This window comes from Streptomyces sp. NPDC008079, from assembly GCF_042957385.1.
Classification (GTDB): domain Bacteria; phylum Actinomycetota; class Actinomycetes; order Streptomycetales; family Streptomycetaceae; genus Actinacidiphila.
The window spans coordinates 99,267-111,285 of record NZ_JBIBIC010000019.1; the positions used below are offsets into that span (position 1 = coordinate 99,267).

Annotated in this window: 13 protein-coding genes; 3 read left to right on the forward strand and 10 right to left on the reverse strand. The window is 71.0% G+C overall.

The window, feature by feature from the left end; translation table 11 throughout:
• Positions 1–81: 81 nt before the first annotated feature.
• The 6 genes from ACFZAM_RS30235 to ACFZAM_RS30260 form a co-directional block, all read right to left on the reverse strand.
• Positions 82–855 carry a succinate dehydrogenase iron-sulfur subunit gene (locus ACFZAM_RS30235; RefSeq protein WP_355336872.1) on the reverse strand — a complete coding sequence of 258 codons (774 nt, stop codon included), beginning with the start codon at positions 853–855 and terminating at the stop codon, positions 82–84.
• Positions 855–2,609, reverse strand: coding sequence for a succinate dehydrogenase flavoprotein subunit (gene sdhA, locus ACFZAM_RS30240; protein ID WP_391050500.1), 1,755 nt, complete (start codon positions 2,607–2,609; stop codon positions 855–857). Before sdhA ends, ACFZAM_RS30235 begins: the two co-directional genes overlap by 1 nt.
• Before the next feature lie 85 nt (positions 2,610–2,694).
• On the reverse strand, positions 2,695–3,177 hold the full coding sequence (locus ACFZAM_RS30245) for a succinate dehydrogenase hydrophobic membrane anchor subunit (RefSeq protein WP_355336874.1): 483 nt from the start codon (positions 3,175–3,177) through the stop codon (positions 2,695–2,697).
• A 6-nt stretch (positions 3,178–3,183) separates the two neighbouring features.
• A complete protein-coding gene (gene sdhC, locus ACFZAM_RS30250) occupies positions 3,184–3,564 on the reverse strand; it encodes a succinate dehydrogenase, cytochrome b556 subunit (RefSeq protein ID WP_188279402.1) in 381 nt (126 codons plus the stop codon).
• 49 nt (positions 3,565–3,613) lie between these two features.
• A complete protein-coding gene (locus ACFZAM_RS30255) occupies positions 3,614–4,297 on the reverse strand; it encodes a 2-oxo-4-hydroxy-4-carboxy-5-ureidoimidazoline decarboxylase (RefSeq protein WP_355336875.1) in 684 nt (227 codons plus the stop codon).
• Positions 4,298–4,539: 242 nt separating this feature from the next.
• Entirely contained in the window at positions 4,540–5,340 is an 801-nt protein-coding gene (locus ACFZAM_RS30260; RefSeq protein WP_355336876.1) for a DUF4253 domain-containing protein, read from the reverse strand.
• Positions 5,341–5,525: 185 nt separating this feature from the next.
• Here ACFZAM_RS30260 and ACFZAM_RS30265 point away from each other — a divergent pair, with 185 nt between their 5' ends.
• Positions 5,526–6,146 (forward strand): RNA polymerase sigma factor, encoded by a 621-nt coding sequence (locus ACFZAM_RS30265; RefSeq protein WP_317452472.1) that lies wholly within the window; start codon positions 5,526–5,528, stop codon positions 6,144–6,146.
• Between the two features lie 272 nt (positions 6,147–6,418).
• Here ACFZAM_RS30265 and ACFZAM_RS30270 read toward each other — a convergent pair whose 3' ends face one another.
• Positions 6,419–7,045 carry a L,D-transpeptidase family protein gene (locus ACFZAM_RS30270; protein WP_355336877.1) on the reverse strand — a complete coding sequence of 209 codons (627 nt, stop codon included), beginning with the start codon at positions 7,043–7,045 and terminating at the stop codon, positions 6,419–6,421.
• Here ACFZAM_RS30270 and ACFZAM_RS30275 point away from each other — a divergent pair.
• Both ACFZAM_RS30275 and ACFZAM_RS30280 read left to right on the forward strand, forming a co-directional pair.
• Entirely contained in the window at positions 7,017–7,382 is a 366-nt protein-coding gene (locus ACFZAM_RS30275; protein WP_355336878.1) for a hypothetical protein, read from the forward strand. The two genes, ACFZAM_RS30270 and ACFZAM_RS30275, sit on opposite strands and share 29 nt — an antisense overlap.
• Before the next feature lie 148 nt (positions 7,383–7,530).
• A complete protein-coding gene (locus ACFZAM_RS30280; RefSeq protein ID WP_391050503.1) occupies positions 7,531–9,111 on the forward strand; it encodes a methylmalonyl-CoA mutase family protein in 1,581 nt (526 codons plus the stop codon).
• Between the two features lie 48 nt (positions 9,112–9,159).
• Here ACFZAM_RS30280 and ACFZAM_RS30285 read toward each other — a convergent pair whose 3' ends face one another.
• The 3 genes from ACFZAM_RS30285 to ACFZAM_RS30295 all read right to left on the reverse strand — a co-directional run bounded on the left by ACFZAM_RS30285 (position 9,160) and on the right by ACFZAM_RS30295 (position 11,925).
• A complete protein-coding gene (locus ACFZAM_RS30285) occupies positions 9,160–9,324 on the reverse strand; it encodes an SCO1431 family membrane protein (RefSeq protein WP_355336880.1) in 165 nt (54 codons plus the stop codon).
• 115 nt (positions 9,325–9,439) lie between these two features.
• Positions 9,440–10,807: an alpha-2,8-polysialyltransferase family protein gene (locus ACFZAM_RS30290; protein WP_355336881.1), complete on the reverse strand. Its 1,368-nt coding sequence runs from the start codon at positions 10,805–10,807 to the stop codon at positions 9,440–9,442.
• Positions 10,807–11,925: a glycosyltransferase gene (locus ACFZAM_RS30295; protein ID WP_391050505.1), complete on the reverse strand. Its 1,119-nt coding sequence runs from the start codon at positions 11,923–11,925 to the stop codon at positions 10,807–10,809. Before ACFZAM_RS30295 ends, ACFZAM_RS30290 begins: the two co-directional genes overlap by 1 nt.
• Positions 11,926–12,019 lie beyond the last annotated feature (94 nt).

Below are 12,019 nucleotides of genomic sequence, written 5' to 3' on the forward strand. Positions count from 1 at the left end.
GGGACCCGCGTACGGGCACGCGAAAGGGCCCGCCCGTGGCCGGAGACGACCGGTCGGGGCGGGCCCTTGGGGACGCAGGGGTCAGAAGCGGCGGGTGATCAGGGCGCGCTTGACTTCCTGGATCGCCTTCGTCACCTCGATGCCGCGCGGGCACGCGTCGGTGCAGTTGAAGGTGGTGCGGCAGCGCCAGACGCCGTCCTTGTCGTTCAGGATCTCCAGGCGCTGCTCACCCGCCTCGTCGCGGGAGTCGAAGATGAAACGGTGGGCGTTGACGATGGCCGCGGGGCCGAAGTACTGGCCGTCGTTCCAGAAGACCGGGCAGGACGACGTGCACGCGGCGCACAGGATGCACTTGGTGGTGTCGTCGAAGCGCTCACGGTCCTCGGCGGACTGAAGGCGCTCACGGGTCGGCTCGTTGCCCTTGGTGATCAGGAAGGGCATCACATCGCGGTACGCCTGGAAGAACGGGTCCATGTCGACCACGAGGTCCTTCAGCACGGTCAGGCCCTTGATCGCCTCGACCGTGATCGGCTTGTCCGGGTTGATGTCCTTGATCAGCGTCTTGCACGCCAGCCGGTTCTTGCCGTTGATCCGCATGGCGTCGGACCCGCAGATGCCGTGCGCGCACGAGCGGCGGAAGGTCAGCGAGCCGTCGATCTCCCACTTGACCTTGTGCAGCGCGTCCAGGACGCGCTCCTTCGGGTCGATGGCCAACTGGTAGTCGACCCACTCCGCGTCCGCCGCGACCTCCGGGTTGAACCGGCGGATCCGCAGCGTGATCGTGATCAGGTGTGCGTCGGTCACCTCGGCGGCGTCGAGGGCCGCCGAGTGCTTGTCGAGCGTCGGGGTGCTCATCAGTACTTACGCTCCATCGGCTGGTAGCGGGTCTGCACGACCGGCTTGTAGTCGAGGCGGATCGACTCGACGCCGGTCGCGTCCACCTCGCGGTAAGCCATCGTGTGCCGCATGAAGTTGACGTCGTCGCGGTTCGGGTAGTCCTCGCGGTAGTGACCGCCGCGCGACTCCTTGCGGGCGAGCGCGGAGACCGCCATGACCTCGGCCAGGTCGAGCAGATTGCCCAGCTCGACGGCCTCCAGCAGGTCGGTGTTGAACCGCTTGCCCTTGTCCTGGATCGCCACGTTCAGATAGCGCTCGCGCAGCTCGCCGATCTTCTCGACGGCCGTCTTGATGGTCTGCTCGGTGCGGAACACCATCACGTTGGCGTCCATGCACTCCTGCAGCTCCGTGCGGATCACCGAGACCCGCTCGGTGCCGGTGGACGCGCGCAGCCGCTCCACCTGCGCCTCGACCAGCGACGCCGGGTCGTCGGGCAGCGGCACGTAGTCGTGCGCGTGCGCGTACTCGGCGGCGGCGATGCCGGAACGGCGGCCGAAGACGTTGATGTCCAGCAGCGAGTTGGTGCCCAGCCGGTTCGCGCCGTGCACCGACACGCACGCGACCTCACCGGCCGCGTAGAGGCCCGGCACGACGGTGCTGTTGTCGCTCAGCACCTCGCCCTGCACGTTGGTCGGGATACCGCCCATCGCGTAGTGCGCGGTCGGCTGGATCGGGATCGGGTCGGTGTACGGCTCGATGCCCAGGTACGTCCGCGCGAACTCGGTGATGTCCGGCAGCTTCGCGTCGAGCTGCTCCGGCGGCAGGTGCGTGAGGTCGAGGTAGACGTGGTCGCCCTCGGGACCGCAGCCGCGGCCCTCACGGATCTCGGTGTAGATCGCGCGGGAGACGACGTCACGCGAGGCGAGGTCCTTCATGACCGGCGCGTACTTCTCCATGAAGCGCTCGCCGTCCTTGTTGCGGAGGATGCCGCCCTCACCGCGGGCGCCCTCCGTCAGCAGGATGCCCATCCGCCAGATGCCCGTCGGGTGGAACTGGAAGAACTCCATGTCCTCCAGCGGCAGCCCGCGCCGGTACACCGCGGCCTGGCCGTCACCGGTCAGGGTGTGCGCGTTCGACGTCACCTTGAAGAACTTGCCGGTGCCGCCCGACGCGTAGATCACGGCCTTCGCCTGGAAGACGTGGATCTCGCCGGTGGCCAGTTCGTACGCGACCACGCCCGCGGAGCGCTTGACGCCGTCGACCTCGACCAGGAGCTGGTCCAGGACGTAGAACTCGTTGAAGAACTCCACGCCCTCCTTGACGCAGTTCTGGTACAGCGTCTGGAGGATCATGTGGCCGGTGCGGTCCGCGGCGTAGCAGGCGCGGCGCACCGCGGCCTCGCCGTGGTTGCGGGTGTGGCCGCCGAAGCGGCGCTGGTCGATCCGGCCCTCGGGCGTCCGGTTGAACGGCAGGCCCATCTTCTCCAGATCGAGGACCGCGTCGATGGCCTCCTTCGCCAGGATCTCGGCGGCGTCCTGGTCGACCAGGTAGTCACCGCCCTTGATCGTGTCGAAGGTGTGCCACTCCCAGTTGTCCTCCTCGACGTTCGCGAGGGCGGCGGCCATGCCGCCCTGGGCGGCGCCGGTGTGGGAGCGGGTCGGGTACAGCTTGGTCAGAACGGCGGTGCGGCTGCGCTTGGTGGCCTCGATGGCCGCGCGCATGCCGGCGCCGCCCGCGCCGACGATGACGGTGTCGTACTTGTGGATCTGCATGGGGGTCGCTTCCCTGTTCCAGCCCTGGCTCAGCGCTTGGCGTCAGCGGCTTCGCGGCTTGGCGGTGATGGCCGTGTCGGCCGCGTTAGCGGATGTTCGGGTCGAAGGTGAAGATCACCAGCGAACCGAGCACGATGGTGAACGCCGTCGCGGTGAACAGCAGCGTCTTCAGCCAGATGCGGGTGTTCGGCCGCTCGGCGTAGTCGTTGATGACGGTCCGCAGGCCGTTGCCGCCGTGCAGCATGGCCAGCCAGAGCATCACCAGGTCCCAGCCCTGCCAGAACGGCGAGGCCCAGCGGCCCGCGACGAACGCGAAGCCGACCTTGGTGACACCGCCGTCGAGCACGAGCTGGATCAGCAGGTGGCCGAGGACCAGGACGACCAGCACCACACCGGACAGCCGCATGAACAGCCAGCCGTACAGCTCGAAGTTGGTGCGGGAGCTGCGCGGGGTCCGCTTGGTGCGGGCGCGCGGCGGCTCGATGACCGGGGCCGGGTTGTCCGGGCTGTACGTGACGCTGGAGCCGGTCAGCTCGACCGCGTCCGCGGGAGTGATTTCGGTGGACATGTGCGGTCAGCTCCCGAACAGGACTCGTGCGGCGTGGCCGAGGACGGGGTAGATCGCGCCGACCATCAGGAGAGCCCACAGGCCGAGCACCGTCCACAGCATCTGCTTCTGGTAACGCGGGCCCTTGGTCCAGTAGTCGACCGCGATGATCCGCAGGCCGTTCAGCGCGTGGAAGAGGATCGCGGCCACGAGGCCGTACTCCAGCAGGCTGACGATGGGGGTCTTGTAGGTCGCGACGACCTTGTCGTAATCCTCGGGGGAGACCCGCACCAGGGCGGTGTCGAGGACATGGACGAACAGGAAGAAGAAGATGAGGACACCGGTGACTCGATGAGCCACCCAGGACCACATGCCTTCCCGGCCGCGGTACAGCGTTCCAGCCGGCACGGAAAAAACCCTCCGGGAGCGGGGCGAGGGGTGCCGGCTTCGGTGTCGGTCACGCCCGGCCGGGTACGGTCCACCGGCCCCGGCCATCGTAGCGACGCGATGTCGGCTCCGGACCGCGGGGTAGGCCAGGTGTGATCGATCCCGCACGGTCGGGTGAACCGGCGGGGGTCTTTCGCGGGCCGGACTCGGCCAGATGCCCACCGGTGTCCGCGAGTCGCAGCAGCCGCGCGCGGCAGATCCGGCGCAGCTGCTCGGCCGTCGCCACCGACTCCTCGTCCTCGTCGTGCCCCAGGCGCTGGCGCAGGCTCGCCAGCGTCAGGTCGAGGGCGGCGGCCGGGTCGTCGGGGTCGTCCAGGTCGGTCAGCGCGATCACGAAGGCGTGGCCGAACTTCGCCTCGTACGCCGCGTTCGCGGCCCGCAGCGCGGTGTGCACGGTCAGGCCGCCGCGGTCGGGCAGCGCGGTGGTGGCCTCGCCTGCCAGCGCCTCGGCGAGATCGCCCGACGTCAGGTCGTACGCCGCCTCGTCGGCCGCGGCGAGCAGCGCCTCGACCGTCGGATACGGCCGGTGCGCGGCCACCCGGCGGGCCCAGCGATGGCTGCCGCAGCAGGTGCGCAGCGCCGCCTCCGCGACCAGGGAGGGGGCCCGGTTGAGCAGATACAGCCCCTCGGGCGGGGTGTCGCTGGACAGCGCTGGGCTCCTGGATCGGGTGGACCGGGGGTACGGAATCGGCACGGCGGTACGACAGGTGCGGATTCGGTACGGCTTCGGCTAGGGAAGGTACGGCAGGGGGAGTGCTCCCACTTTAGGGGCAGCCGGTTCGAACATGTCCGACGGGACCTTGAACTTCACTCGTACGTGAGGCGGCGCGCCCTCCGTTGACGCGCCCCCCGTTGACGCGCCCTCCGTTGACGCGACCCCCGTCGGCCCGCCCCCGTTGACGCGCCCCCCGTCGGCCCGCCCCGGCCCGGCGCCGCTTAGTCCCACCAGAACGACCACAGCCGCTCCCCGCGCAGCGCCTCGGCGTAGTCGGGGAACGGAAACGTCCCGTCGTTCAGATTCGACGCCCCGGTCAGCACGTGTTCGAGCGCGACGTGCCCGGCGTGCGCGGAGGCCAGCGGCGGCGAGGCCACCGACACGAAGACCGACGAGCCCTCGAAGCCGATCACCCGCGCCCCGAACCGGTCCTCCCACGTACGCAGCAGCGCCGACAGCTCCAGCGCGGGCGCCTCGGTCTCCCAGCCCGCCAGCGCCGGGATGTCGGCGCTGCGCTCGGCGCGGACCAGCGCGATGTGCGCGATGAAACGGGTCGTGAAGTAGTGCAGCATCTGCCCGACGGCCGCGCGCGCCACCGCGTCGGGCGAAGGGCCGGGATGCGGCGGCGAGGCGGCGGCGAGCCCGGGAAAGGCGGTGAACGGCGGCCCCGGGTCGGCCGCCAGCAGCGCCGCCGCGTCGTCCGGCCACACCTCGTCGATCGCCGGGTGCGGCGGAAGCAGCGACCGCGCCTCCTGGTACGTCCCCCACGACTCGCGCAGCGACGCCTCCGCGTCCACCGCGTCGATCTCGGCCGCGCGGTGCCCGAAACCGTTCGCGCACGGCCACGCCATCAGCACCGGCCGCCAGCCGGTCTCCTCCTGCTGCGCCTGGTAGCGGGCCCACAACCGGCCCGGTGCGACCACGGGTTCGTCGCTCAGCCACAGTCCCGGCGCGGAGCCGGGGACCAGCCGTCCCGGCGGCAGTCCGCCCGGGAGCCCGTCGAGGAGGCGGTCCAATGACATCGGAGGACTCCTCAACGACCGTTCATGAGGGGACTGCGTGGGGGAAGTTGACGACGGCCGGGGGCCGCCTCCCCCCACAGGAGCGTCCCCGGCCGCCGTCTTGTACGGCGTATCCCCGTTCAAAAGTGTCACCGCTCCCATGGTTCAAAAGTGTCAGCGCTCCCACATGAGGCAGGATGGGGCGAGTGTTCGAGGGGGTGGGGCCAGAGGTGGACCTGGAGACCGCGGTAGCCGGGGCGCAGCGCGGGGACGAAGCCGCGTTCCGCGTCGTGTACCGCGCTGTGCAACCGCAGTTGCTGCAATACGTCCGCAGCCTGGTCGGACCGGTGGACGCCGAGGACGTCGCCTCCGAGACCTGGTTGCAGATCGCCCGCGACCTCCCCAACTTCCGCGGCGCGGGCGACTCGGTGCGCGGCTGGGCGGCGCGCATAGCCCGCAACCGCGCGCTCGACCACATCCGTGCCCGCGCCCGGCGGCCCGTCTCCGGCGCGGGGGTCGACGAACTCGTCCAGCTCCCCGACCGGGCCGACACCGCGGGCGAGGCGCTGGACGCCGTCGCCACCGACCGCGCCCTGGCCGCGATAGCCGCCCTGCCGCGCGAGCAGGCCGAGGCCGTCCTGCTCCGCGTCGTCATGGGCCTGGACTCCACCAGCGCCGCCCGCGTCCTCGGCAAGCGCGCCGGGTCCGTCCGGATGGCCACCCACCGCGGCCTGCGCCGCCTGGCCGAACTCCTCGAACACGACGACGACCCGCGCGCCGACGCCGACCACGTCGGCGTGACCTTCTCGACCTCCAAGGCCCTGTGACGCGACCCGCGGGGCTCGGTACGGCGCCGCGCGGGGCGCTTCCGGGGCCCGCGGCCCCGGCCGCCGACCCCTCCGACGAATCATGGGACGGCCGGGGCGGGTGCGGCCAGGTGACACTTCCGCGTGCCGGTGCGCTGTAGGAAGTGGACCGACTGGTCATCGGTCCTGCGGACCCCGGTTCTCCCCGTATCGGGGTCCGTGCAAAGGGCGCGGCCGGGCGCATTCCCCCTGCCCGGCCGCGCCCGTCACCACACGGATCGACGCTGCCCGCGTCACCAGTAGACGACGACCTTGTCACCCACCTTGACCTGGTCGAACAGCGCGGAGACCGCCGCCTTGTCCCGTACGTTCACACAGCCGTGCGAGGCGCCCGCGTAGCCGCGGGCCGCGAAGTCCGAGGAGTAGTGCACGGCCTGGCCGCCGCTGAAGAACATCGCGTACGGCATCGCCGTGTTGTAGAGCGTCGAGACGTGGTCGCGGCTCTTGAAGGTGACGTGGAAGAGCCCCTCGCGAGTCGGGGTGTACTGCGACCCGAAGCGGACGTCCATGGTGGCCCTGACCTTGCCGTCGACCACCCACGACAGCGTGCGAGTGGTCTTGCTCACACACATGGCGCGGCCGGTCATGCAGCGCGGGTCGAGCTTGCCCGCGGGCTTGGGCGGCGCGACCGGGTACAGCTCCTTGTGGGTCGGGGCGTGGGTCAGCGAGCGCAGCTTCGTCCAGGTGTCCTGGGTGACGCGGCCGGTGATGGCCAGGCCGTGCCGCTCCTGGAAGTCGCTCACCGAGTGCTGGGTGACGGTGCCGTAGTAGCCGGTGGGGGACTGGCTGAAGAGGTGGAGCTGGGCGAGCCTGGCCTGGAGTTCGCGGACCTTGGCGCTGGTCGAGCCGGTGGCGATCACGGCGGGGACGACGGGCGGCGCGGTCGTGGCCGGAGCCGTCGGCGAGGCCGGTGCGGTCGTGGTGGGCGCGGCCGATGTCGTCGGGGGCGCGGTGGTGGCCGGCGGCTCCGACGACGGCTGCGCGGTCGTCGCGGTCGGCGACGGCGCGGCCGAGGTGGCCGGCGGCCTGTCCTTGCCCGAGGCCCCGGTGTCCTGCGGTCCGCAGCCCGCCAGCACGGCCGTCGAGAGCGCCGCCGTCACGACCGCCGCGGCCACCGCCAGCGGCGATCTGCTGCCCGTCCCCGTCATCGTCCTCATCCCCTGCGTCCCCCCGCTCGTGCTTCCTGTTCTTCCCTAGACATCGATTCCCGGCCGTGCGGTTGCGCGAACCGCGGGGAAGACTGTGAGGAAGGTCCCAGGCCGCCGCGGTGCACCGCACGCAGGGCCGCCGCTACAGTCCGTTACGCCAGCCACACAGCCATTCAGCAGCACACGGAGGCGTGAAGATGACACGCGAGTCGGAGTCGGGACTGCCGATCGAGCCCGTTTACGGGCCGGGCGTGTTGGAGGGCTGGGATCCCGCGGCCGAGCTGGGGGAGCCGGGCGCGTTCCCGTTCACCCGCGGTGTGTACCCGTCGATGTACACCGGCCGTCCCTGGACGATGCGGCAGTACGCGGGCTTCGGCACGGCGGCGGAGTCCAACACCCGCTACAAGGGCCTGATCGCCAACGGCACGATGGGCCTGTCGGTCGCCTTCGACCTGCCCACCCAGATGGGCCACGACTCCGACGCGGTGATCGCGCACGGTGAGGTCGGCAAGGTCGGTGTGGCGATCGACTCGGTCGAGGACATGAAGGTCCTCTTCGACGGCATCCCGCTGGACCGCGTGTCGACGTCGATGACGATCAACGCGCCCGCCGCGCTCCTGCTGCTGATGTACCAGCTCGTCGCCGAGGAACAGGGCATCGAGGCGTCCGCGCTGACCGGCACGGTGCAGAACGACGTGCTGAAGGAGTACATCGCGCGGGGCACGTACATCTTCCCGCCCAAGCCGTCCCTGCGGCTGATCGCGGACATCTTCGGATACTGCAGGACCGAGATCCCGAAGTGGAACACCATCTCGATCTCCGGCTATCACATGGCGGAGGCCGGTGCCTCGCCCGCGCAGGAGATCGCGTTCACCCTCGCCGACGGCATCGAGTACGTGCGCACCGCCGTCGCCGCCGGGATGGACGTGGACGAATTCGCGCCCCGCCTGTCGTTCTTCTTCGTCGCCCGCACCACGATCCTGGAAGAGGTCGCGAAATTCCGGGCCGCGCGGCGCATCTGGGCGCGGGTGATGCGCGAGGAGTTCGGGGCGAAGAACCCGAAGTCGCTGATGCTGCGCTTCCACACCCAGACCGCCGGTGTGCAGCTCACCGCGCAGCAGCCCGAGGTCAATCTCGTACGGGTGGCCGTCCAGGGCCTGGCGGCGGTGCTGGGCGGCACGCAGTCGCTGCACACCAACTCCTTCGACGAGGCCATCGCGCTGCCCACCGACAAGTCCGCCCGGCTCGCGCTGCGCACCCAGCAGGTGCTGGCGTACGAGACGGACGTGACCGCGACCGTCGACCCCTTCGCCGGGTCGTACGTGGTGGAGAAGCTGACCGACGACGTCGAGGCCGCCGCGCTGGCGCTGATGGCGAAGGTCGAGGACCTCGGCGGCGCGGTCGCGGCGATCGAGAACGGTTTCCAGAAGTCGGAGATCGAGCGCAGCGCGTACCGGATCGCGCTCCAGACGGACTCGGGCGAGCGCGTGGTGGTCGGCGTGAACCGCTACCAGCTCGACGAGGAGGAGCCGTACGAGCCGCTGCGCGTCGACCCGGCCATCGAGGCCCAGCAGGCCGCCCGGCTGGCGGCCCTGCGCGCGGGCCGCGACCAGGACGCCGTGGACGCGGCGCTGGCGGCCCTCCAGAAGGCCGCGCAGGGCACCGACAACGTCCTCTACCCGATGAAGGAGGCGCTGCGGGCCCGCGCCACCGTCGGGGAGGTCTGCAACGCGCTGCGGGAGATCTGGGGCACGTACGTCCCCACGGACGCCTTCTGATCCGCGTCCGGGCCCGCCGACACCGTCACGCGGGCCCCGGGAGCGCCGTCAGAGCAGGTGGATCTGCGTGATCAGCATCGCCACCAGCACGGTGAGCGTCCAGCCCAGCACCTGCTCCATGAGGTGCTTGCGGTCCTTGGGCCCGCCCGTGCCGGTGCCGGGCTCGGTGTGCGGGCGGGGTGCGGCGAAGTCGCTCACGGTGTCGGTCCTCATCGTGTGGGTGTACGGCCCCTCAGGCCGGTGCGGCCCCCGGAAGTCCTCCACGATGCGCCGTCCGACGCCGCCGGTAAAGGGGCGAATGCCCCACCGGCGGCGATCGTGAGGGATGTCACCCCATGGTCGCCTTCTTCAGGGCGCGCGCCCTGCGGGCCACCCTGCGGACCGTCCGATTGCGCGGCACGAACGCCAGCCGGGCCGGTACCGCGCCCGGCAGCCCGAGCGAGGTCAGCCGCCGCCGCTTGAAGTACGGCCAGGTCGCCGCGCTCAGATGACCCGTCAGATACGCCTCCGCCCCGGCCCGCAGCTTCGGGTACGCCTTCGGCTGCATGCAGAAGCCCACCGCGTGCAGCAGCGGCGTCAGCTCCGCCGCCACCCGCTCGGGCGACGGCGACGACCAGGACCGTACGGCCGAGGCGTCCGCCAGGTCCGGCAGCAGCGCGTGCACGATCGTCACGGGCACCCGGTTGCTGTTCTGGTACGGCGACAGGCGCTCCAGCAGCAGCTTGGTGCCGGTACGGGCCACCGGGATGCCGTACAGCGCCGACGCGGTCAGCAGCGCGGTGGAGAAGCAGCCGACAACCAGCGCGGGGCGGGCCCGCTGGTAGACCACCTCGGCCAGTACCGGCGTGTTGAGCACCGTCAGCCTCGCGCCCAGCCGCTCGGCCTCGGCGCGCAGCGGCTCCGTCCAGTGCGCGGGCGCCGTGGGGTGCGGCTTGAAGACGATCGCGCGGTGCCCGAGGGCGGCGGCGCCGCGCACCATCGACAGGTGCAGCTCCTCCTCCTCGGCCACGGAGAGGATGCCGAGCGCCGACAGGTACTGGCCCAGCAGCAGCGCCGCGCCCTCCGGCACGTCCGCCAGATGCTCCTCGGCGAGGTCGGCGGAGCCCTCCGCGACCTCGGAGAGCACCTTGGTGAAGCCCTCGGTCGGCACCACCTGCGGCTCCACGCCGTGCTCGGAGAGCAGCAGCGGACGCAGCCCCGGCACCAGGTCCAGGTGGTAGAGCCGGTCGATCCGGGTGTCGACCAGCAGCCCCAGCTTGTTGCGGGTCGGGCCGTACGACATCAGGCCGTCCGCGTACACGCTGATCGGGGCGCCGGTGAAGACCTGCACGAAGGAGAGCGCGGGCGCGACCTGGAGGGATTCGACGATCAGCTCCACCGCGTCGTCGCCCAGGCTCCACAGCATCCGCAGATGCCGCTCCCACAGCGGCACGTCGTCCGGGCGCGGGACCCAGCCGCCCGGGTGCAGCGGGGTGATCGTCTCGTTCCACGACACGATGCGGTCGAAGCGGTCGCGCAGCACCTCGAAGCCGGGGGCCTGGTCGAGCCCCGGATTGGTCTCGGGCACCGACGCGTTGTTGCTGACCACCAGGATGCGGCGGTCGGCGGGCGGGAACGACCCGGAGTCCAGGCCGGCGGCCAGCGTGGCGGCGCCGTACAGCGTGGAGGCCATGAAGAGCTGAGTGGTACGTGCCATCACGCGACCGCCGATCCGTTGTCCGTGGCGTCCGGATCGTCGTCGGCCTCGGGCTTCGCGGCGCCCGCCCCCGCTCCGGCGGCCGGGGAGGCGGAGGCCGCGGTGCGCCGTGCGGCGGGCGACAGCTCCGGGTAAGGATCGGCGTCCAGGCCGTCGGTCCTTACCGGCACCCGCCAGCGCAGGCGGCGGATCTTCACACTGCGCTCCAGGTCCATCGAGTCCAGCGCGTCGGTGAGCACGTCGTGCGGCAGCCGGTTCAGCGCGGCGGCGCTGATCGCCTTGAGCTTGCGGGCCAGCACGGGCTCGAAGCGGTCGATGTTGTCGAGGTGGTGGGCGATGATCGCGCAGTAGGTGCGGACCGCCTTGGGCAGGAACAGCTCCGCGTCCCGGTCCGCGGTGATCTCCGCGATGACCTGGTCGAAGGAGCGGACGAAGTCGAGCTGCCGGATGTCACCGATCTGGGTGAGCGAACTGGCCACGCCGCGCCGGTAGTAGACGCCCAGCAGGCCCAGCACCGCGCAGGACTTCGCCTCGCGGTGCAGCCGCCAGATCCACGGCCGGTCCTCGGCGGTGCGCAGGTGCTCGGGGAAGTGCAGCAGCCCCTCGTCCACGATCCGCCGGTGGTAGGCGCCCGCCCAGGAGTACGGGTAGTCGACCAGCGTCGGGCGGTCGGCGGGCAGGATCGTCGCGCGCGGGTCGAGCCGCTGACCGCGGCGGCCGTACGGCGCCCGGATGATGTTGCGGGTGCTGCCGGTGCACTGCACATGGTCGGTACGGATGAAGTCGACGTCCAACTCCTCCATCGCCCGCACCAGTTGCGGCAGATAGCCCGGGGCCATCCAGTCGTCGCCGTCGAGGAACGTCAGATACGTCCCCCTGGCCGCGTCGATGCCCGCGTTGCGCAGGCTCGCCACCCCGGTGTGGTCACGCCGGATGATCCGTGCGCCGGGCAGCGAGCCGACCCCCTGCTCCAGAAGCTCCGGAGTCCGGTCGGTCGACCCGTCGTCCATCAGCAGGAACTCGAAATCCGAGCGTGCATTGGCACGGAGACTGCGCAGCGCGTCGGGCACGAATTGCTGCACATTGAAAAAGGGCACGATAACGGTGAGCTTGACCACCCGCCGTACCTTAGGGCGTTTGCCTGTCCTTTTGCTTTGCGTCGAGCGTACATCTGGGTAAACGGCAGATGTCGGAGCGATGAAGCAGGCCCCG